Origin of the sequence: Pseudomonas fragi (assembly GCF_900105835.1) — a bacterium.
In the GTDB taxonomy this organism is placed as follows: domain Bacteria; phylum Pseudomonadota; class Gammaproteobacteria; order Pseudomonadales; family Pseudomonadaceae; genus Aquipseudomonas; species Aquipseudomonas fragi.
The window spans coordinates 4,870,399-4,891,700 of the sequence record NZ_LT629783.1 but is presented as its reverse complement, the minus strand read 5'-3'; the positions used below and the strand labels follow the sequence as shown (position 1 = coordinate 4,891,700).

The 21,302-nt window shown below is 60.4% G+C and carries 20 protein-coding genes and 1 pseudogene; 16 read left to right on the top strand and 5 right to left on the bottom strand.

Going from position 1 to position 21,302, the window contains the following annotated elements; all coding sequences use genetic code 11:
* Positions 1 to 106: 106 nt before the first annotated feature.
* Positions 107 to 1,657 carry a glycoside hydrolase family 17 protein gene (locus tag BLU25_RS22620; RefSeq protein WP_016780162.1) on the top strand — a complete coding sequence of 517 codons (1,551 nt, stop codon included), beginning with the start codon at positions 107 to 109 and terminating at the stop codon, positions 1,655 to 1,657.
* A 257-nt stretch (positions 1,658 to 1,914) separates the two neighbouring features.
* Here BLU25_RS22620 and BLU25_RS22615 read toward each other — a convergent pair whose 3' ends face one another.
* Entirely contained in the window at positions 1,915 to 2,277 is a 363-nt protein-coding gene (locus BLU25_RS22615) for a hypothetical protein (RefSeq protein ID WP_016780161.1), read from the bottom strand.
* Between the two features lie 230 nt (positions 2,278 to 2,507).
* On the opposite strand from BLU25_RS22615, the gene BLU25_RS22610 reads away from it, so the two are divergent.
* Together BLU25_RS22610 and BLU25_RS22605 are read left to right on the top strand one after the other, a co-directional pair.
* The gene (locus tag BLU25_RS22610; protein WP_016780160.1) at positions 2,508 to 3,806 is read left to right on the top strand and encodes a serine protein kinase PrkA; all 1,299 of its coding nucleotides are present in this window, start codon (positions 2,508 to 2,510) and stop codon (positions 3,804 to 3,806) included.
* Positions 3,799 to 4,587 (top strand): MlaA family lipoprotein, encoded by a 789-nt coding sequence (locus BLU25_RS22605; protein WP_016780159.1) that lies wholly within the window; start codon positions 3,799 to 3,801, stop codon positions 4,585 to 4,587. Before BLU25_RS22610 ends, BLU25_RS22605 begins: the two co-directional genes overlap by 8 nt.
* A 159-nt stretch (positions 4,588 to 4,746) precedes the next feature.
* Here BLU25_RS22605 and BLU25_RS22600 read toward each other — a convergent pair whose 3' ends face one another.
* On the bottom strand, positions 4,747 to 5,901 hold the full coding sequence (locus tag BLU25_RS22600; RefSeq protein WP_037001011.1) for a patatin-like phospholipase family protein: 1,155 nt from the start codon (positions 5,899 to 5,901) through the stop codon (positions 4,747 to 4,749).
* Between the two features lie 15 nt (positions 5,902 to 5,916).
* A complete protein-coding gene (locus BLU25_RS22595) occupies positions 5,917 to 6,849 on the bottom strand; it encodes a lipid A biosynthesis lauroyl acyltransferase (RefSeq protein ID WP_016780157.1) in 933 nt (310 codons plus the stop codon).
* A gap of 119 nt (positions 6,850 to 6,968) precedes the next feature.
* On the opposite strand from BLU25_RS22595, the gene minC reads away from it, so the two are divergent.
* The 7 genes from minC to BLU25_RS22560 all read left to right on the top strand — a co-directional run bounded on the left by minC (position 6,969) and on the right by BLU25_RS22560 (position 13,787).
* The gene (gene minC / locus BLU25_RS22590) at positions 6,969 to 7,709 is read left to right on the top strand and encodes a septum site-determining protein MinC (RefSeq protein WP_016780156.1); all 741 of its coding nucleotides are present in this window, start codon (positions 6,969 to 6,971) and stop codon (positions 7,707 to 7,709) included.
* Between the two features lie 155 nt (positions 7,710 to 7,864).
* Positions 7,865 to 8,677, top strand: coding sequence for a septum site-determining protein MinD (minD, locus tag BLU25_RS22585; RefSeq protein ID WP_029611321.1), 813 nt, complete (start codon positions 7,865 to 7,867; stop codon positions 8,675 to 8,677).
* Between the two features lie 3 nt (positions 8,678 to 8,680).
* Positions 8,681 to 8,935, top strand: a complete 255-nt coding sequence (gene minE / locus BLU25_RS22580; RefSeq protein WP_016780154.1) for a cell division topological specificity factor MinE — start codon at positions 8,681 to 8,683, stop codon at positions 8,933 to 8,935.
* Positions 8,936 to 9,025: 90 nt separating this feature from the next.
* Positions 9,026 to 9,661, top strand: coding sequence for an RluA family pseudouridine synthase (locus BLU25_RS22575; RefSeq protein WP_016780153.1), 636 nt, complete (start codon positions 9,026 to 9,028; stop codon positions 9,659 to 9,661).
* 173 nt (positions 9,662 to 9,834) lie between these two features.
* Positions 9,835 to 11,124, top strand: a complete 1,290-nt coding sequence (locus BLU25_RS22570; protein ID WP_083369841.1) for a M18 family aminopeptidase — start codon at positions 9,835 to 9,837, stop codon at positions 11,122 to 11,124.
* 205 nt (positions 11,125 to 11,329) lie between these two features.
* Positions 11,330 to 11,512, top strand: coding sequence for a hypothetical protein (locus BLU25_RS22565; protein ID WP_016780151.1), 183 nt, complete (start codon positions 11,330 to 11,332; stop codon positions 11,510 to 11,512).
* Between the two features lie 115 nt (positions 11,513 to 11,627).
* The gene (locus BLU25_RS22560) at positions 11,628 to 13,787 is read left to right on the top strand and encodes a mechanosensitive ion channel domain-containing protein (protein WP_016780150.1); all 2,160 of its coding nucleotides are present in this window, start codon (positions 11,628 to 11,630) and stop codon (positions 13,785 to 13,787) included.
* Positions 13,788 to 13,816: 29 nt separating this feature from the next.
* Here BLU25_RS22560 and BLU25_RS22555 read toward each other — a convergent pair.
* Positions 13,817 to 14,440: pseudogene (locus tag BLU25_RS22555) on the bottom strand (UTRA domain-containing protein); the annotation flags it as partial.
* A 346-nt stretch (positions 14,441 to 14,786) separates the two neighbouring features.
* Here BLU25_RS22555 and BLU25_RS22550 point away from each other — a divergent pair.
* From BLU25_RS22550 to BLU25_RS22525, 6 genes are all read left to right on the top strand, one after another.
* The gene (locus BLU25_RS22550) at positions 14,787 to 15,854 is read left to right on the top strand and encodes an ABC transporter substrate-binding protein (RefSeq protein ID WP_016780148.1); all 1,068 of its coding nucleotides are present in this window, start codon (positions 14,787 to 14,789) and stop codon (positions 15,852 to 15,854) included.
* 136 nt (positions 15,855 to 15,990) lie between these two features.
* Positions 15,991 to 16,806, top strand: coding sequence for an alkaline phosphatase family protein (locus tag BLU25_RS22545; RefSeq protein ID WP_016780147.1), 816 nt, complete (start codon positions 15,991 to 15,993; stop codon positions 16,804 to 16,806).
* Positions 16,803 to 17,639: an ABC transporter permease gene (locus BLU25_RS22540; RefSeq protein ID WP_016780146.1), complete on the top strand. Its 837-nt coding sequence runs from the start codon at positions 16,803 to 16,805 to the stop codon at positions 17,637 to 17,639. Before BLU25_RS22545 ends, BLU25_RS22540 begins: the two co-directional genes overlap by 4 nt.
* On the top strand, positions 17,626 to 18,426 hold the full coding sequence (locus tag BLU25_RS22535; RefSeq protein WP_016780145.1) for an ABC transporter permease: 801 nt from the start codon (positions 17,626 to 17,628) through the stop codon (positions 18,424 to 18,426). Before BLU25_RS22540 ends, BLU25_RS22535 begins: the two co-directional genes overlap by 14 nt.
* Positions 18,423 to 19,412, top strand: coding sequence for an ABC transporter ATP-binding protein (locus tag BLU25_RS22530; RefSeq protein ID WP_016780144.1), 990 nt, complete (start codon positions 18,423 to 18,425; stop codon positions 19,410 to 19,412). The genes BLU25_RS22535 and BLU25_RS22530 overlap by 4 nt, the downstream gene beginning before the upstream one ends.
* 34 nt (positions 19,413 to 19,446) lie before the next feature.
* Positions 19,447 to 20,100 carry an HAD family hydrolase gene (locus tag BLU25_RS22525; protein ID WP_016780143.1) on the top strand — a complete coding sequence of 218 codons (654 nt, stop codon included), beginning with the start codon at positions 19,447 to 19,449 and terminating at the stop codon, positions 20,098 to 20,100.
* A gap of 104 nt (positions 20,101 to 20,204) precedes the next feature.
* On the opposite strand, the gene BLU25_RS22520 is transcribed toward BLU25_RS22525, so the two are convergent.
* Complete coding sequence (locus BLU25_RS22520) at positions 20,205 to 21,167, bottom strand: NAD(P)H-quinone oxidoreductase (protein ID WP_016780142.1); 963 nt, start codon at positions 21,165 to 21,167, stop codon at positions 20,205 to 20,207.
* Between the last annotated feature and the right edge of the window lie 135 nt (positions 21,168 to 21,302).

The window sequence follows — 21,302 nt, the reverse complement described above, 5'->3', positions numbered from 1 at the left end:
CTTGCATGGCCGGGCAGACCAACATTACATGTCAAAATTATACGCAGCCGCTGCGCCCGCCCAATTGCAGGTAAGATGCGCGGCTTTGCTCCCATACGGCCTGACCATGTCCGCGACTGCCCGCTTCCCCGTGCTGCCTTATCTCCTTGCCTGCCTGCTGGGCGTATTTGCCATTGCCGGCTTCTGGTACGGCCTGGGCCAACCGGTGATATTGCCCGACGCGGCAACACCGACCCATAAACTGCAGTGTGCGTCCTATACGCCGTTCGACAAGGACCAGTCACCGTTCGACCAGCCTTTCGTGCCCCGGGCTGAGCGGATGGACGCTGACCTGGCGTTGCTGGCCACGCGCTTTCAATGCATTCGCACCTATTCCCAGGCGGGCCTTGAAACCCTGCCAGAGCTGGCACGCAAGCACGGCCTCAAGCTGATGGCCGGCGCCTGGGTCAGCAGCGACCCCGTAGCCACCGAACAGGAAGTCGATGCCCTGATCGCTTCGGCCAATGCCAACCCGGACGTGGTCAGTGCGGTGATCGTCGGCAACGAAGCCTTGCTGCGCAAGGAAGTCACGGCGCCACAGCTGGTCAGGCTGATCGACAAGGTAAAAAGCCAGGTCAAGCAACCGGTCACCTATGCAGACGTCTGGGAGTTCTGGCTGCAGCACCCGGAAATCGCCCCGGCGGTGGACTTCCTGACCATTCACCTGCTGCCGTACTGGGAAGATGACCCTGCCGGTATTGACCAGGCCGTACAGCATGTCGCCCAGGTGCGTCAGGTATTTGGCAACAAGTTCGCCCCCAAGGACATCCTGATCGGCGAGACCGGCTGGCCCAGCGAAGGTCGCCAGCGCGAAACCGCCCAGCCAAGCCGGGTGAACGAAGCAAAATTCATTCGCGGTTTTGTCACCCTGGCCGAACAAAACGGCTGGAAGTACAACCTGATCGAAGCCTTCGACCAACCCTGGAAGCGTGGCAGCGAGGGGGCTGTAGGCGGCTACTGGGGGTTGTTCGATGCGGATCGCCAGGACAAGGGCATCCTCGCCGGCCCGGTCTCCAACCTGCCGCACTGGCCGGTCTGGCTGGGTTTTGGCGCTGTCCTGTTTCTGGGCACACTGCTGATGGGCGGCAAGGTCCGCACAAAACGTGCAGCTGTGTTACTGCCAGCACTGGGTGCGGTTGCAGGATGCAGCATCGTGGCATGGGCTGAACTGGCCTCCGTGACCAGCCGCTTTGCTGGCGAGTGGCTATGGGCTGGCTTGCTGGTTGGCCTGAACCTGATCGTACTCACCCATGGCGCATTGGCCCTTGGCCAGAAAGACGGCTGGCGAGAACGCCTGTTCAACCTGCTGGAGCGTCGTGCCGGCTGGTGGCTGGCCGCCGCCGGGTTTGCCGGTGCGGTGATGATGCTGGGGCTGGTGTTCGAGCCGCGCTATCGCAGCTTCCCCAGCGCCGCCCTGCTGCTGCCTGCGCTGGTTTACCTGCTGCGCCCGGTGGGCGGCCCCCGTCGTGAATTCGGCCTGTTGGCCTTGATCATTGGGGCTGGCATACCGGTACAGCTATACCGCGAAGGCCTGCATAACCAACAGGCCTGGATGTGGGCACTGGTCAGCGTATTGCTGGTGATGGCGCTGTGGCGCAGTGTGCGCAAGCGCGCCTGACTCACTGCAGACTTTAAGCGGCTAGTTTTTGTGGGAGCTGGCTTGCCTGCGATGCAGGCCCCGCGGACTATCAGGTAAACCGCGGCGATGCCATCGCGAGCAAGCCCGCTCCCACAGAGGACCAGGCCAGCATCAGGCTTTGAGGGCACCACAACATCTGTGGGAGCTGGCTTGCCTGCGATGCAGGCCCCGCGGTCTGTCAGGTAAACCGCGGCAATGCCATCGCGAGCAAGCCCGCTCCCACAATGAACCAGGGTCTACTTTGACGCGCGCACCAAGCGCAACCCGGCAATTACCACGGCAAACACTGCAAGGCTGGCGTTATACAACGCCAGTGCGGGCAGGCCGAACAGCAGGGCCAGCACCGCCAGTGCGCAGCCGACACGACCACGCACGCAAAAAGCAATAATCGACAGCACCAGCGCGACCCAGCCCAAAACCCGGAAATGAATCAACAAGCCCAGGTTACCCCGCAACTGGCATTCCCAGCGCGCGGCCTCGGCAACACAGGTTCCCACCCACTGCGAGTCCTCCATCAAGCCGTATCGCAACCCATAACTGGCGAGCAACCAAACAGGCAGGGCGATAAGCAGCAAGATCCACGGTAAACGAGGTCGCATAAAAAACTCCGATAGGCAAAAGCGGCGCCCAGCTTAATCCCCATCTTCGGCTATGCAAGCCTTGCAATCAGATATCTGTTAACTAAAGTCATTCAGCGTGTATCTTGGGAGGCTTTTTGCCTGTTCGGGACTCTTTGGGGAAATATTTGGTGCCGCCAAATGGCACTTCAGTACTAGCCCTGTGGTCATAGCCTGCGAATCTTTTGCGCACCTTATTAGGGATAGTCTTCATGCTCCGTTCTCTGCCCTTCGCTGCCTTACTGGGCGGCCTTATCTTGAGTGCGTCCGCGCAGGCGGTCGATGTCGACCCCGCCACGTATGGCTATCCGATAACCAATCCGTTCGAAGCCACGATTGCCACCACCCCGCCACAAATGCGCCCGTTGCTGCCCGACGAAGATGATATCAACCAGTCGGACTACACCCTCAACCTGCGCCCTGAACGTGAGCACATACTGCCGGCCAATTTCTGGGCAGTGAAAAAACTCACTTACCGCATGGCCAAACAGGATCACCCGGCACCGCTGATGTTCCTGATTGCCGGCACCGGCGCCGCCTACGACAGCAGTCTCAACGAATACCTGAAAAAGCTCTTCTACCAGGAGGGCTATCACGTCGTGCAGCTGTCCTCACCGACCAGCTATGACTTCATGAGCTCGGCTTCGCGCCTGGCCACACCCGGCATCAGCCAGTACGACGCCGAGGATTTGTACCATGTGATGCAGGCAGTGCGCGCCCAACAGGCCAAGCTGCCCGTCACCGACTACTACCTGGCGGGCTATAGCCTGGGCGCACTGGATGCGGCCTTTGTCAGCCATCTGGATGAAACCCGCAAAAGCTTCAACTTCAAAAAAGTCTTGATGCTCAACCCGCCGGTCAACCTGTTTACCTCCATCAGCAACCTCGACAAGCTGGTGCAAACCGAGGTCAAGGGCATCAACAACTCCACCACGTTCTACGAGCTGGTGCTGGGCAAGTTGACCCGCTACTTCCAGGATAAAGGCCGGGTCGACCTCAATGCGGCCCTGGTCTATGACCTGCAAAACTCCAAGGAGCGCCTGACCAACGAGCAAATGGCCATGCTGATCGGCACGGTGTTTCGTTTCTCGTCGGCCGATATCGTGTTCACCTCGGACCTGATCAACCGCCGCGGCCTGATCACCCCGCCGAACTACCCGATCACCGAAGGCACCAGCCTCACGCCGTTTCTCAAGCGTTCGCTGCAGTGCGACTTTGACTGCTACCTGACCGAGCAGGTGATCCCCATGTGGCGCGCCAAGACCGATGGCGGCAGCCTGCTGCAACTGATCGACCAGGTCAGCCTGTACGCCCTGCAGGACTACCTGAAAAACAGCCCGAAGATTGCCGTCATGCATAACGCCGACGACATTATCCTTGGCCCTGGTGACTTGGGCTTTCTGCGTAAAACCTTCGGTAATCGCCTGACGGTTTATCCGTATGGTGGCCACTGCGGCAATCTCAACTACCGAGTCAACGCTGACGATATGCTGGAGTTCTTCCGTGGCTAAACAATTACTGCTTCTCGCCGCCCTGCTCGGCGCAGGCTTCGCCCATGCCGACAACAGCAAGGCTCACACGGAACTGACCCCGGATGTCGACGGGTTTACCCAGCCGTTGAAACTGTTGAAATTCAATCCGGGCCTGGACCAACGTGAGTTCGAGCGCGCCACCATGAACGCGCTGAGCATCTATGATCCGCTGGAGCCGCTCAACCGCCGGATCTACCATTTCAACTACCGCTTCGATCAGTGGGTGTTCCTGCCGGTGGTCAACGGCTATCGCTATGTCACGCCAAGCTTTCTGCGCACGGGCGTGAGCAACTTCTTCAACAACCTGGGCGACGTGCCCAACCTGTTCAACAGCCTGCTGCAGCTCAAGGGCCACCGCTCGCTGGAAACCACAGGGCGCTTGCTGTTGAACACGACCATAGGCGTCGGTGGCCTGTGGGATCCGGCCACGGCAATGGGCCTGCCCCGTCAAAGTGAAGACTTCGGCCAGACTCTGGGCTTTTACGGCGTACCGGGCGGTGCTTACCTGATGCTGCCGATCCTGGGCCCGTCGAACCTGCGCGACACCACGGGGCTGGTGGTCGACTTCGGCGTCAACCAGGAAATCAACTTCCTCAACGTACCGCACGAGAGCTCCCGCCATCCCGAGATCTGGGTGCTGGGCGCGGTCGACAAGCGCTACAACACCAGTTTCCGCTATGGCCAGTTCGACTCGCCGTTTGAGTACGACAAGCTGCGTTACATTTACACCGAAGCGCGTAAATTGCAGATTGCCGAGTAGCATCAGCATGGACGCATACCCTCGTAGCAGCTGACGAGCAACGCGAGGCTGCGTCCGACGATGCAATCGTCGTAAAGCCTTTAAACGCGGTGTATCTATAACACCCGGGGAAATGGTTTTACGACTGCTGCGCAGCCGAACGTAGCCTCGCGTTGCTCGTCAACTGCTACAAGGCACCCGCAAAAACTGGCACAGCGCTTCGCGCTTGGCCATCGCGTCACGACGCCCCAGCTCGATCAACTCCCGGCAATAACCCGCCTCGAACAGCAGGTAGCTGAGCACGCCTGCACCACTGGTTTTGGTCGCACCGGGGCCACGCAAGAACATGCGCAGCGCGGCCGGCAGTTCGTGCCGATGGCGGGCCGCAATCTCGTCAATCGGCTGGCTCGGCGCAATCACCAGCACTTCCACGGGCGACAAGCCCAGGTTGTCGGAGTGCCTGGGCAGCAGGCGGCTAAAGTGATTGAGCCGCTCAAGCAGCTCGATATCGCTTTCCAGGCTGTCGATAAACGTACTGTTGAGCATATGCCCGCCAATTTGCGCCAGGGTTGGCTGCTGCGCGTTGTAGTAGCGCGGCTGGTCGTCCTGCAGGTCGGGCCCGCGCGGGTTGCCGCTCACGCCCACCACCAGCACCCGGCTGGCCCCCAGATGCAGCGCCGGGCTAATGGGCGCCGACTGACGCACGGCGCCATCACCGAAGTACTCCTCGCCAATCTTGACCGGGGCAAACAACAGCGGAATGGCCGAGCTGGCCAGCAAGTGCTCCACCGTCAACGCCGTGGGCATGCCGATACGCCGGTGGCGCAACCAGCCATTGATGGTGCCCTTGCCCTGGTAAAAGGTCACTGCCTGGCTGGACGAGTAGCCAAATGCCGTGACGGCGACGGCCCGCAGATGCTGCTGGGCAATCGCCTGCTCGATACCGGGAAAATTGATTTTGGCCTGCAACAGATAGCGCAAGGGCGAGCTGTCGAGCAGCGCTACCGGCACATGGGCGCCCAGCCCGAGCAGGCTGTGGCCCAGAAAGCGTGTGGCCTGGTGCAGCACCCCCGGCCAGTCGCTGCGCAGCACGCGCCGGCTTTCGAAGCCCTGCCAGAACGCGGTCAGGTGCTCGACCGCGCGGGTGAAATCCATCGCCCCGCTGGCCAGGCTGACCGCGTTGATCGCCCCCGCCGAGGTGCCGACAATTACCGGGAACGGGTTGGCGGCACCGGCAGGCAGCAATTCGGCAATCGCCGCCAGCACGCCGACCTGATAAGCCGCCCGCGCACCACCGCCAGACAGGATCAGGCCCGTCACCGGCGCTGCCGTCACGACCAGGCGGCCGCCTCAGCGGCGTTTGTCGTAGAGCTTGGGCTCGCCGGGCGGACGAGTCTTGAAACGGCGATGGGCCCACAGATACTGCTCGGGGCATTCACGCACCGCCCGTTCGACCCATTGATTGATTCGCAGGCAATCAGCCTCATCGCTTTCTCCGGGGAAATCCCTCAGTGGCGGATGAATGACCAGCTTGTACCCACTGCCATCGGCCAGTCTTTGTTGAGTAAAGGGCACAACCTGCGCTTTGCCCAGTTTGGCAAACTTGCTGGTTGCCGTAACGGTAGCCGCAGGAATACCGAACAGCGGCACAAAGATACTTTGCTTGGCGCCGTAGTCCTGATCGGGTGCATACCAGATCGCCCGCCCGGAGCGCAGCAGCTTGAGCATGCCGCGCACATCATCTCGCTCGACCGCCAGCGAATCGACGTTATGCCGCTCACGGCCGCGACGCTGGATAAAATCGAACAGCGGGTTCTTGTGCTCGCGGTACATGCCGTCGATGGTGTGCTGCTGGCCGAGCAAGGCGGCACCGATTTCCAGGGTGGTGAAGTGGAACGCCATCAGGATCACGCCCTTGCCTTCGAGCTGCGCCTGCTTGAGGTGCTCCAGCCCTTCGACATGGGCCAGTTTGGCCAGACGCGGTTTTGACCACCACCAGCTCATGGCCATCTCAAAAAAGGCAATGCCGGTGGAGGCGAAGTTTTCCTTGAGCAATTGCTTGCGCTCGGCGGCCGACTTTTCAGGGAAACACAACTCAAGGTTGCGCGTGGCAATCCGCCGCCGATCACCGGCCACCCGATACATCAGGGCGCCAAGGCCACGGCCGATACACAGTTGGACTTTATAAGGCAGTTGCACCACCAACCACAGCACGCCCAGACCCAGCCATAGCAGCCAGAAGCGCGGATGAAAAAAAGCGGCACGAAAACGCGGGCGATCCATTAATGATTCCGGACAGACACAAGGGTCGGCCATTCTACATCGTTAGACCCGGCTTGCGGCCTGCGGGCGTTCTCGTTATAAGTCTCAGCACTTTAAGTGACAAGTCGCGTTAAGCAACCATGAGCCAAACCGAATCGCTAGACCAAGCCCCCGTGTTCCAGCTTAAGGGCAGTATGCTCGCCATCACGGTGCTGGAACTTGCGCACAACAACCTTGAAGCCCTGGACCGCCAACTGGCCGCCAAAGTGGCCCAGGCGCCGAATTTTTTCAGTAATACCCCACTGGTACTGGCGCTGGACAAGCTGCCTGCCAGTGAAGGCGCCATCGATTTGCCCGGGCTGATGCGTGTCTGCCGCCAGCATGGCCTGCGCACCCTGGCCATTCGCGCCAGCCGCATCGAAGACATCGCCGCCGCCATTGCCATCGACCTGCCCGTGCTGCCGCCTTCAGGCGCGCGTGAGCGACCGATCGACCCGGTTGAAGTGGTGGTCGAGCCAAAAAAACCGGAAAAACCGCCGGAGCCGGCCATCAAGCCGACCAAAATCATCACCAGCCCGGTACGCGGTGGCCAGACCGTGTATGCCGAAGGCTGCGACCTGGTGGTCATCGCTTCCGTCAGCCCCGGCGCGGAACTTATGGCCGATGGCAACATCCATGTTTACGGGCCAATGCGGGGTCGCGCACTGGCCGGACACAAAGGCAACACCAAGGCACGGATTTTTTGCCAGCAGTTGAGCGCCGAGCTAGTGTCAATTGCGGGCAAGTACAAGGTCTCTGAAGACCTGCGTCGGGATCCGCTATGGGGAACAGGGGTTCAGATCAGTCTGTCAAGTGACATGTTGAACATCACCCGGCTTTAACGGATACTCTCGCCATTTTCCAACCATCTCAAAATCGTAGTGAAAACAGTCTTTTCCTTGTGGGGCCAATGCCCGCCAGGGCTGTTCACCTGCAGTCGTCAGTAGAGATGTTATTCAGGGGCTAAAAAGTCCTTTTTCCTTAGGGGTGAAACACCTTGGCCAAGATTCTAGTGGTTACATCCGGCAAGGGTGGTGTGGGTAAGACCACCACCAGCGCCGCTATCGGTACCGGCCTCGCTCTGCGCGGCCACAAAACAGTGATCGTCGACTTCGACGTTGGCTTGCGTAACCTCGACCTGATCATGGGCTGCGAGCGCCGCGTGGTGTATGACTTCGTCAACGTGGTCAACGGCGAAGCCAACCTGCAGCAGGCCCTGATCAAAGACAAGCGCCTGGAAAACCTCTACGTGCTGGCCGCCAGCCAGACCCGTGACAAGGATGCGCTGACCAAGGAAGGCGTCGAAAAAGTTCTGATGGAACTTAAGGAAACCTTCGAATACGTGGTCTGTGACTCCCCGGCCGGTATCGAAACCGGTGCTCACCTGGCCATGTACTTCGCTGACGAGGCGGTCGTGGTGACCAACCCGGAAGTGTCCTCGGTACGTGACTCGGACCGCATGCTGGGCCTGCTGGCCAGCAAGTCGCGCCGTGCCGAACTGGGCCAGGACCCGATCAAGGAACACCTGCTGCTGACCCGCTACAACCCGGATCGCGTGTCCAAGGGCGAAATGCTCGGGGTTGAAGACGTCAAGGAAATCCTGGCCGTGGCCCTGCTGGGTGTGATCCCGGAGTCCCAGGCCGTGCTGAAAGCATCCAACCAGGGCGTGCCGGTGATCCTTGACGATCAGAGCGACGCCGGTCAGGCCTACAGCGATGCCGTTGATCGCCTGCTGGGCAAAACCGTGGAGCATCGGTTCCTTGATGTACAGAAGAAGGGATTCTTCGAGCGCCTGTTTGGAGGCAACTAAACAATGAACATTTTTGACTTCTTTCGTACTCGCAAAACGCCAACAACCGCGTCGGTTGCGAAAGAGCGTCTACAGATCATCGTGGCGCACGAGCGTGGCCAACGCAGCACCCCGGACTACCTGCCTGCCCTGCAAAAGGAACTGGTTGAGGTGATCCGCAAATACGTGAACATCGGCGATGATTCGGTACAGATCGCCCTTGAAAACGAAGGTAGCTGCTCGATTCTGGAACTCAACATCACACTGCCAGATCGTTAATCGATCCGGCGGGCACCACGGCGACCTGGGCGCCTTCCCTGCGGGGGAGGCTCCCTCGTCGCCGTTGGCGTTTTTCAAGAGGCTGTTTTAATGCCGTTGTCCAATATTCACATCATCCATGAGGACGCTGGCGTTCTGGTGGTCAACAAGCCCACCCTGCTGCTCTCGGTGCCGGGCCGGGCGGATGACAACAAGGATTGCTTGATTACCCGCCTGCAAGAAAACGGCTACCCCGAGGCGCGTATTGTCCACCGCCTGGATTGGGAAACGTCCGGTATTATCCTGCTGGCGCGAGATGCCGACACTCATCGCGAATTGTCCCGTCAGTTTCACGACCGTGAAACCGAAAAAGCCTACACCGCACTGGCCTGGGGCCAACCCGAGCTGGACAGCGGCAGCATCGACCTGCCCCTGCGCTACGACCCGCCGACCAAACCCCGGCATGTGGTCGACCATGAGTTCGGCAAAAATGCGCTGACCTTCTGGAAAGTGCTGGAGCGTTGCGGCGATTACTGCCGGGTTGAGCTGACGCCGATTACCGGCCGTTCGCACCAGTTGCGTGTGCATATGCTGTCTATCGGCCACCCGTTGCTCGGTGATGGCCTGTATGCCCACCCGCAAGCCCTGGCGGCGTGGCCGCGCTTGTGCCTGCACGCGAGCATGCTCAGCTTCACCCACCCGCAAACTGGCGAACGCCTGCGCTTTGAGTGCCCGGCACCGTTCTGACTACATACCCCCCCTTGTGGGAGCGGGCTTGCTCGCGATACAGGCGACGCGGTTTTGCAGGCACACCGCACTGATGCCATCGCGAGCAAGCCCGCTCCCACAAGAGCTGCATTAGAGGGCCAAATCTTGCGATCAATGCGCTAAACTCGCGGCCTTGCTGTCTGGAGTAACTTATGCGCGAAGAGTTGAACCAAGGCCTGATCGACTTTCTCAAGGCCTCCCCTACCCCCTTTCATGCCACTGCCAGTCTTGTTCAGCGCCTTGAGGCCGCCGGTTACCAGCGCCTCGACGAACGCGAGACCTGGTTCACCGAAGCCAATGGCCGCTATTACGTCACCCGTAATGACTCTTCCATTATCGCCTTCAAGCTAGGCCGTCACTCGCCCCTGCATGGCGGCATCCGCATGGTCGGTGCGCACACAGACAGCCCCTGCCTGCGGGTCAAGCCCCAGCCCGAGCTGCAGCGTCAGGGCTTCTGGCAACTGGGCGTGGAAGTCTACGGCGGCGCCCTGCTGGCCCCGTGGTTCGACCGCGACCTGTCCCTGGCCGGGCGCGTCACCTTCCGCCGCGATGGCCAGGTCGAAAGCCAGCTGATCGATTTCAAGGCACCGATTGCGACCATCCCCAACCTGGCGATCCACCTCAACCGTGCCGCCAACGAAGGCTGGGCGATCAACCCGCAGACCGAATTGCCACCGATCCTGGCCCAGGTGGCCGGCGATGAGCGCGTCGACTTCCGCGCCCTGCTCACCGACCAGCTGGCCCGCGAACACGGCCTCAATGCTGACGTGGTGCTGGACTACGAGCTGAGCTTCTACGACACCCAAAGCGCTGCGGTAATCGGCCTCAACGGCGATTTCATCGCCGGGGCGCGCCTGGACAACCTGCTGTCGTGCTACGCCGGCCTGCAAGCCCTGCTGACCACCGAGACCGAGGAAACCTGCCTGTTCGTGGCCAACGACCACGAAGAAGTCGGCTCGTGTTCGGCCTGCGGTGCCGATGGCCCGATGCTGGAGCAGATCCTGCAACGCCTGCTGCCTGAAGGCGACGAATACGTACGCACGATCCAGAAGTCCCTGCTGGTGTCGGCAGACAACGCCCACGGCGTTCACCCCAACTACGCTGACAAGCACGATGCCAACCACGGGCCCAAGCTCAATGCCGGGCCGGTGATCAAGGTCAACAGCAACCAGCGCTACGCCACCAACAGCGAAACCGCCGGGTTCTTCCGCCACCTGTGCATGGCTGTGGAAGTGCCGGTGCAAAGCTTCGTGGTGCGCAGTGACATGGGCTGTGGTTCGACCATTGGCCCGATCACCGCCAGCCACCTGGGCGTGCGCACCGTGGATATCGGCCTGCCGACCTTCGCCATGCACTCGATCCGCGAACTGGCCGGTAGCCATGACCTGGCCCACCTGGTCAAAGTACTGAGCGCGTTCTACGCCAGCCAGCAGTTGCCGTAACACCGTTCCTTGTAGCCGCTGCCGCAGGCTGCGATAAGGGGGCCGCAGGACCTTCGAAAAAGCAGGGTCGCTGCGCAACCCGTCGCAGCCTGCGGCAGCGGCTACAAGGTTCTGCGTCTGGCTGATTCATTTTTGATACACATCACCACACATCTGCGCAAACCGACCTAGACTTGGGGCATTCATTTGTTCAGGTCCCCTTACCATGTTCGAAACCACTGCATTCCACTCCATGATGATCCCCATCATCAGCGGCATGTTGCTGCTGACCATTGGCTTCAACTTTCGCGAACGCAGTAGCGGCATCGGCGTGCTGATGATCTGGGCCGGCATGCTGCTGATTTTCGGCACCATCGTGTTCAAGATCCTCGCCAAGCTCAACGAATAGACCCGACGCTGTTCCGCCCCGGGGCCGCGATCATTTATTTATGTGACAAGAAATGAATGATCACTGGCCCTAGCGTACACTCGGCCAATTCACCCCCCTCGAGGTTGGTCGCCCAGTGTTTTCCCGTCTTTTCGCCTTGCCCTGTTACCTGCTGGTTTGCCTGCTGACACTCTTGCCCATGACTTCGGCGCAGGCCGTCGGCTTGCCGGGCCTGCTCGGCAGTTCGGACAAAACCCAGGCGCAACCCACCGAGCCACTGGGCCAGTCGCTGGACGAGGTGATCAAGAACCTCGAAAACGACCAGCAGCGCAGCAAGCTGCTGGCCGATCTTAAAAAACTGCGCGACGCCACCAAAAAAGCCCAGCCCGAAGCCGAAATCGGCGTGTTGGGCCTGATCGGCAGCACCCTGGCCGACCTCGAAAAGCAGTTTTCCGGGGATGACAGCCCAACCTACCGCTGGACCAAGGAAATATCCCAGGCCAAGGAAGAGCTTTCGGCATTGATGCTGCCTGCCAATGAATGGCTGCCGATCATCTTTGGCTTTGCCCTGGTCATCATGATCTGGAGCCTGCTGGCCGCCCTGCTGATTTGGGTCAGCCATCGGGTGCGCTTGCGTTTTGGCCTGAGCGAGGAGTTGCCACAACACCCCAAGGCCGTCGACATGCTGCGTTTTGCCTTGCGCAAGCTGGGCCCGTGGATGGTCGCGCTGATGATCACGGTGTACATGAGTTATTCCCTGCCGTCTTCACTGGGCAAGGACCTGGCAATGGTGCTGGCGTACGCGCTGGTGATCGGCACCTGTTTCTCGGCCATCTGCGTCATCCTCTTCTCGCTGCTCGACGGCCCCCACCGGCACCGCGCGCTGCATATCCTGCGGCATCAGGCATTTCGCCCGCTGTGGTGGATCGGCAGCTTCGCCGCCTTTGGCGAAGCCCTGAGCGATCCGCGGCTGGTGGCCACCCTCGGCGTGCACCTGGCCCATACCGCAGCCACCTTCGCCAATGTTATGGCCGCACTGTCCACCGGCCTGTTTATCATCCGTTTCCGCCGCCCCATCGCCCACTTGATCCGCAATCAGCCATTGTCCCGGCGCCTGACCCGTCGCGCCCTCAGCGACAGCATCGAGATCCTCGGCACTTACTGGTATATCGCGGCGCTGATTCTGGTGGGCATCTCGCTGGCGGCCACGTTTATCTCGGCCGGTGACACCAGCACCGCCCTGCGCCAGTCGCTGATTTGTACCGTGCTGGTGGTGCTGTGCATGGTCATCAACGGGCTGGTACGCCGCCATGCGCAAAAGCCGCAACGTGGCCACAAGCGCCACGCGCTGTATTCCGAGCGCCTGAAAAGCTTCGTCTACACCCTGGCCCACCTGATTGTGTGGCTGGTGTTTATCGAGCTGGGGCTGCGGGTGTGGGGCTTGTCGCTGATCGGTTTTACCGAGGGTGAAGGTCACGAGATCAGCGTCAAGCTGTTCGGCCTTGGCGGTACGCTGCTGTTTGCCTGGCTGATCTGGATTCTTGCCGACACCGCCATTCACCATGCCCTGACCCGCTCGCGCAAAGGCCTGGCCAATGCGCGTGCGCAAACCATGATGCCGCTGATTCGCAACATCCTGTTTGCCGCGATCTTCATCATTGCGTTGATCGTCGCCCTGGCCAATATGGGCATGAACGTCACCCCCCTGCTGGCGGGTGCCGGTGTGATCGGTCTGGCCATCGGTTTTGGTGCGCAGTCACTGGTTGCCGACTTGATCACCGGCCTGTTCATCATTATCGAAGACTCCCTGGCCATCGACGACTACGTTGATGTCGGCGGCCACCTGGGCACGGTGGAAGGGCTGACCATTCGCACCGTGCGCCTGCGCGATATCGACGGCATCGTGCATACCATCCCGTTCAGCGAAATCAAAAGCATCAAGAACTACTCCCGGGAATTTGGCTACGCCATCTTCCGCGTCGCGATCCCCTACAACATGGAAATCGACGACGCCATCAAACTGATGCGTGAAGTGGGGCAAAAGATGCGCACCGACCCGCTGCAGCGGCGCAATATCTGGTCGCCTCTGGAGATTCAGGGTGTGGAGAGCTTCGAGTCCGGCAGCGCGATTTTGCGCGCCCGTTTCAAGACCGCGCCGATCAAGCAATGGGAAGTGTCGCGGGCGTTCAACCTGTCGCTCAAGCGCCATCTGGACGAAGCCGGGCTGGACCTGGCCACCCCGCGTTTGAGTGTGCAGGTGGTGACGGCGGGGAGCGGGATATTGCAGAAGGATTGAACGCTGCCACTCACCTGACGGGTGTGGGAGCGGGCAATGCGCAACCCCGGGCTGCCGGTTGAAACCTTGAGCGTTGCCGCAGCCTCTACCGGCAGCGCTGTAGGCACAATCTCAAAACGCACCCGGCCGTAGTGCAAATCGTAATGCCGGGCATAGAGTTCGGTGATCGACTGCGTCAGATCAAGGTCAAGGATCTGCGGGAAATATTGCGGGTTCAGGTAGTGCTCCACATACAGCACCAGCCGCCCGTCAATCCGCCGGCCCCGGCAGATCTGAATCACACTGGATAACGCCGGCAACTGCAAGCGCTCACACACCGCCGCCGTGGCCGGCAGCAGGCGCGCCGATATCACCTCGGTGGTAGGCACCCGCCCCTGGGCCGTGACCATGGCATGGAAGTGGCTGCGCTGCATCAGGTTATACGCCAGGCGCGGCGGTGAAATAAACCAGCCGCGCCGCTCTTCGCGATACACCAGCCCCTGGGATTCGAGCTGCAACAACGCTTCGCGCACGGTGACGCGGGTGGTGGCGAACAATTCGCTGAGTTTGCGCTCGGCCGGCAGCTGACTGCCGCCCGCCAACAGGCCGTGCTCAATCTGCTCTTGCAGCGTGCGACTGATCGCTGTTACCGCCTTGGGTGCACCTTCTCGCATCAACGTTACCTGGCTGGACTAGTCCAGCACCAAATGTGGGCAGGCATGACCGTCAACCAGTCGCTCCTTGAGCCTGCCAGCCTAGGCAGAACATATGACTGTTCGATGACAAGGGCACTGCCACATATCCCCTGAAAACCGCCAGCCCCCTTGCCTGCCGGGGCCTGTGCGATGGTCTACGCTTAGCCGGAACACACACGCTGGCTGGCGAAATGCCTTGCATAACCAATGCCGACATTAAAGTGTCATCTGCCGGGCTTAAATTGGCTCAGGTATTGCTGACCTAGACCAACCCACCGCAAAAGAGCAATAAAACCCAGCGTTGAAAACGCCCAAGGAGCTTCGGATGAAACAGTTTTTCCTTGCATCACTGTTAGGTTCAAGCATTGCCCTGTGCACATCGGCCATGGCCGCCGATGTCGATTTAAAAGCCCTCGAAGCCGCAGCCAGGGCTGAAGGCACCGTCAACAGCGTCGGCATGCCTGATGACTGGGCCAACTGGAAAGGCACTTGGGCCGACCTCAACAAGCTCTATGGCCTCAAGCACATCGACACCGACATGAGTTCGGCCCAGGAAGTGGCCAAATTTGCCGCGGAAAAAGACAACGCCAGTGCCGACATCGGTGACGTGGGCGCAGCCTTCGGCCCGATCGCCGTGGCCAAGGGTGTGACCCAGCCGTACAAACCGACCACCTGGGAGCAGATCCCGGACTGGGCCAAGGACAAGGACGGCAATTGGGCCCTGGCCTATACCGGCACCATCGCCTTTATCGTCAACAAGAAGCTGCTGCACGGCTCCGAAGTACCGACCAAGTGGGCTGACCTGAAGTCGGGTAAATACAAGGTCTCGATCGGTGATGTCAGCACCGCGGCACAGGCCACCAATGGCGTGCTGGCGGCTGCCATTGCCAATGGCGGCGATGAAAAGAACGTGCAACCGGCCCTGTTGATGTTTGCCGACATTGCCAAGCAAGGTCGCCTGTCACTGGCCAACCCGACCATCGCCACGATGGAGAAAGGCGAAGTGGAAGTCGGCGTGGTCTGGGATTTCAACGGCCTGAGCTACAAGGCCAAAATGGCCAACCCCGATGACTATGTCGTGCTGATCCCGTCCGACGGTTCGGTGATCTCGGGCTACACCACCATCATCAACAAATACGCCAAACACCCCAACGCCGCCAAGCTGACCCGCGAGTTCATCTTCAGCGATGCCGGGCAAACCAACCTGGCGCGGGGCAATGCCCGGCCGATTCGTGCCGAACACCTGAAGCTGCCAGCTGATGTGCAGGCCAAGCTGCTGTCCAACGACCAGTACAAGAATGTAACCCCGATCAAGGATGCAGACGCCTGGGAAAAAACCTCCAAGGCCTTGCCGCAGCTGTGGCAGGAAGAAGTCATCATCAATATGCAGTAACCCTGCGCCTTGATCTGTGTGGGAGCGGGCTTGCTCGCGATGCCATCGACTCGATCCAGCTGATGTGCCGAGTTGTACCCATCGCGGGCAAGCCCGCTCCCACAACAGCTTTTGCGCTGTGCCAGCGGAGTCTTACATGAAACACAACGTCATTCTGGTAGTCCTCGACGGCTTGAACTACGAGGTCGCCCGCCAGGCAATGGGTCATCTGCAAGCCTATGTCAGTGCAGACCGCGCCGCGCTGTACAAGCTCACCTGCGAGTTGCCTGCCCTGTCGCGCCCGCTCTACGAATGCATCCTGACCGGCGTGCCGCCGATTGAAAGCGGCATCGTGCACAACAATGTGGCGCGCCTGTCCAACCAGCGCAGCGTGTTCCATTACGCCCGCGATGCTGGCCTGAGCACGGCAGCCGCCGCTTATCACTGGGTCAGCGAACTGTATAACCGTTCGCCCTTCGTGATTGCCCGGGACCGCCACACCGTTGCCGCCGATCTGCCGATTCAGCACGGGCACTTCTACTGGAGCGATCACTACCCCGACTCCCACCTGTTCGCCGACGCCGAAAGCCTGCGGTTGACGCACAAGCCGGATTTTCTGCTGGTCCACCCCATGAATATCGACGACGCCGGGCACAAGCACGGCCTCGACACCCCGCAATACCGCAACAGCGCGCGCTCGGCCGATATTATCCTGGCCGACTACCTGCAAGGCTGGCTGCAGGCCGGCTACCAGGTTCTAGTCACCGCCGACCACGGCATGAACAACGACCGCTCCCACAACGGCCTGCTGCCCGAAGAACGTGAAGTGCCCCTGTTTGTGCTGGGCGATGCATTCAGCCTCAACCCGGATGTCATGCCAAAACAGCTCGAGCTGTGCGGCACCATCTGCGAGTTGCTCGGTGTGGCTCACGACAAACCGCTGTGCCGCGAGCTGCTGAGGCCCGCACCATGACCCGGGGCAAATGGCTTGCAGTTCTCTGCCTGGTGCCCTTCGCGGTATTTTTTATCGTGTTTCAAATCGCTCCGCTGGTGTGGGTGCTGATCCACAGCGTGCAATCAGAAGAAAGCGGCTGGGGCCTGGCCAACTTTATCAAGATCTTCAATTCCAAATTCTATTTGCAGGCCATCCAGCACAGCCTGGAGATCAGCTTCTGGTCCAGCCTGTTCGGCATCGTCATTGCGATCCTGGGCAGTTATTCGCTGCGCAAGGTGGATTCGCGGCTGCGCAATTTCGTCAATGCGTTCGCCAACATGACCAGCAACTTCTCCGGCGTACCGCTGGCCTTTGCCTTCATCATCCTGCTGGGCTTTAACGGCAGTATCACGATCATGCTCAAACAGGCGGGGATCATCGAGGATTTCAACCTCTACTCCAAAACCGGCCTGATCATCCTCTACACCTATTTCCAGATCCCCCTCGGCGTGCTGCTGCTATATCCGGCCTTCGACGCCCTGCGTGAAGACTGGCGTGAATCGGCCTCCCTGCTGGGCGCCAACAGCTGGCAATTCTGGCGCTTTATCGGCCTGCCGGTACTGACCCCGGCCCTGCTCGGCACCTTCGTCATCCTGCTGGCCAACGCCCTGGGCGCCTATGCCACGGTGTATGCCTTGACCACCGGCAACTTCAACGTGCTGCCCATCCGTATCGCCGCGATGGTGTCAGGGGATATCAGCCTGGACCCGAACATGGCCAGTGCCCTGGCGGTGATTCTGGTGGGGCTGATGACCCTGGTGACCCTGGTGCATCAGTGGCTGTTAAAGAGGAGCTACCATGTCGCGCGCTGAAACCCCTTCGGCCAGTTTTTACCACCGCAGCGTGGTCTGGCTGCTGTTCCTGATTCTGTTGCTGCCACTGCTGGGCACGTTTATTTACTCCATCTCCAGCAGCTGGTCGGCCACGGTGCTGCCCAGCGGGTTTACCTTCAAGTGGTATGACCAGCTGTGGAGCGACCCGCGCTTCCTCAAGGCTTTCGGCCAGTCGCTGCTGGTCTGCGTTGCGGCACTGGTGCTGTCAGTGGTGCTGATCCTGCCGTTGTTGTTTGTGGTGCATTACCACTTCCCCAAACTTGATGCGCTGATGAACATCCTGATCCTGCTGCCTTTCGCCGTGCCGCCAGTGGTGTCGTCGGTGGGGCTGCTGCAACTCTACGGCTCTGGCCCGCTGCAAATGGTCGGTACGCCGTGGATCCTGATCGGCTGCTATTTCACCGTGGCGCTGCCCTTTATGTACCGGGCGATCACCAACAACCTGCAAGCGATCAACCTGCGCGACCTGATGGACGCTGCCCAGCTGCTGGGCGCCAGCACCTGGCAGGCGGCGTTTCTGGTGGTGCTGCCCAATTTGCGCAAAGGCTTGATGGTCGCCCTGCTGCTGTCATTCTCGTTCCTGTTTGGCGAGTTTGTGTTCGCCAATATCCTGGTGGGCACCCGCTACGAAACCCTGCAGGTGTTCCTCAACAACATGCGTAACAGCAGCGGTCACTTCACCAGCGCGCTGGTCATTTCCTACTTTCTTTTTGTGCTGGTGCTGACCTGGGTTGCCACCTTCCTGAACAAGGACAAAAGCCAATGAGCTTCGTCAGCGTTGAACACCTGCAAAAATCCTATTCCGGCACCCCGGTTTTCAGCGATATCAATTGCAGCATCGCCAAAGGCGAATTCGTCACCCTGCTCGGCCCGTCCGGTTGCGGCAAGTCCACGCTGCTGCGCTGCATCGCCGGGCTGACGCCGGTAGATGGCGGCAAGATCCTCCTCGACGGCCAGGACATCGTGCCCCTGAGCCCGCAAAAGCGCGGCATCGGCATGGTGTTCCAGAGCTATGCGCTGTTCCCCAACATGACCGTCGAACAGAACGTGGCCTTCGGCCTGCGCATGCAAAAGGTCAGTGCCAACGACAGCCACAAGCGCGTGGCCGAGGCGCTGCAACTGGTGGAGTTGAATGACTTCGCCAAGCGCTACCCGCATCAGCTGTCGGGTGGCCAATGCCAGCGCGTGGCCCTGGCCCGTTCACTGGTGACACGCCCGCGCCTGTTGCTGCTGGACGAACCGCTGTCGGCGCTCGATGCACGGATTCGCAAACACCTGCGTGAACAGATCCGCACCATCCAGCGCGAGCTGGGCCTGACCACGATTTTCGTGACCCACGATCAGGAAGAAGCACTGGTGATGAGCGACCGTATCTTCCTGATGAACAAGGGCCATATTGTCCAGAGCGGCAATGCCCAGACACTCTATGCAGCCCCGGCGGATGCCTTTGCCGCAGGCTTTATCGGCAACTACAATCTGCTCGACGCCGACACCGCCAGCCGCCTTTTGCAGCGCCCGGTCAGCAGCCGCATCGCCATTCGCCCGGAAACCCTGGGCCTGAGCGTGCAGGGTGAACCTGACGGGGTGATTCTGAACCACAGCCTGCTGGGCAACGTGATCCGCTATCGCGTCGAGGTGCGTGGCGTGCAATTGATTGTCGACGTACTCAACCGCGCACCCGGCGACTTGTACCCGGACGGTCAGCGCGTGGCGCTGTCCATCGATCCGAGCACCCTTTGTGAGGTAGCCTGATGTTTCTGAATTCAATAAAGGGAGATTCGCGCTGATGGCCTTGGCAATTTTTGATCTGGACGAAACCCTGATTCATGGCGACTGCGCCACCCTCTGGAGCGAGCAGATGGGCCGCCTGGGCTGGGTCGACCCGAAGTCGTTCATGCAGCGCAACAATGAACTGATGGCGGCTTACAGCCGGGGCGAGCTGGCGATGGAAGACTACATGGCCTTCAGCCTGGAGCCCTTGATTGGCCGCACCCCTGAAGAAGTCGCCCACCTGGTCGAGCCGTGGGTTGAAGACTATATCGAACCGATCATCTTCAGTGACGCAACCAGAACCATTGCTGCACACCGCAAGGCCGGCGATCGGATCCTGGTGATTTCGGCCTCCGGTACCCACCTGGTCAAGCCCATTGCCGAGCGCCTGGGTATTGATGAGGTGCTGGGTATCGAGCTGGAAGTGGCCCACGGTTTTTACACCGGCAAGACCGTGGGGACATTGACCTACCGCGAAGGCAAGATCATCCGTTTGCTGGAATGGCTCGATGAGCAGGAAGAGAACCTTGAAGGCGCGAGTTTTTACTCCGATTCACGCAACGATCTGCCGCTGCTGCTCAAGGTCGATCACCCCCATGTGGTGAACCCCGACCCGGTGCTGCGCGAACAGGCTGAAAAGGCCGGGTGGCCGATTCATCACTGGAAATGACCCCCTGAAACTGTGGGAGCGGGCTTGCTCGCGATGGCATCACCGCGATTGGCTGCCAGACCCTATCGCCTGTATCGCAGGCAAGCCAGCTCCCACAGGAGGGGTCAGGTCAAGCTGCTGTCTATCACCAGCACCAGCTTGCCCGACACCTGATTGCTGGCCAGTTCGGCAAACGCCGCCTGCGCCTCTGCAATCGGGAAGGTCTTGGCCAACTGCGGGCTCAAGCGGCCCTCAGTAAACATCGGCCACACCTGCTGCCCCAGATCACTGAGCAAATCCGCCTTGAACTGGTCGCTGCGGCTGCGCAGGGTCGAACCCAGCAACTGGATACGCTTGCCCAGCACCAATGCCAGATCCAGCTCGGCCTTGCGACCGCCCATCAGACCGATCAACACCCAGCGCCCGTCCTGGGCCAGCAACTTAAGGTTGGATTCGGCGTAGTTGGCCCCCACAGGGTCCAGCACCACATCGAATGGCCCCAACGCCTTGAGGCTGTCCAGCCCTTCGCTGCGGATCACGCCACCTTGTGCGCCCAGCGCCTGGCAATAGGCCAGACGCTCAGCCGACCCCACGCTCACCCAGCACGGGCTGCCAAAGGCCTTGCACAGCTGAATGGCCGCTGAACCAACTCCACTGGCGCCAGCATGCAACAACACCTTCTCACCCGGCTGCAGCGCCGCCAGCTGAAACAGATTCAGCCACGCCGTGCTGTACACCTCGGGCAGGGCTGCGGCCTCAACCAGCGACAAACCTTCAGGCACCGGCAGCGCGTGACGGGCATCCACCACCACCTCTTCTGCCATGCCACCACCCGCCAACAGCGCGCAAACCCTGTCGCCAACCTGCCACGACGAACCCGGGCCCACTTCACTGACCACCCCGGAACACTCCAGGCCCAATACCTGACTGGCTCCCGGCGGTGGCGGATACAGGCCGGCACTTTGCAACAGGTCTGCCCGATTGAGCCCGGCAGCGGCCACACGAATACGGATTTGCCCTACATCGCAGGTAGGGCTTGGCTCTTCAACCCACTCCACTTGACCTTCAACGCCTTGCAATGCTTTCACAGTGCCTCCATAGTGAGTCTGGACTGAGCCCGGAGCTGTTGCACCGGGCTTTTTGCATTATGCGACCGGTCCTTGATGGAACCGGCGACTTCAAAGACGGCCTAATATGCGTTATCAATTGCCCCCGCGTCGAAT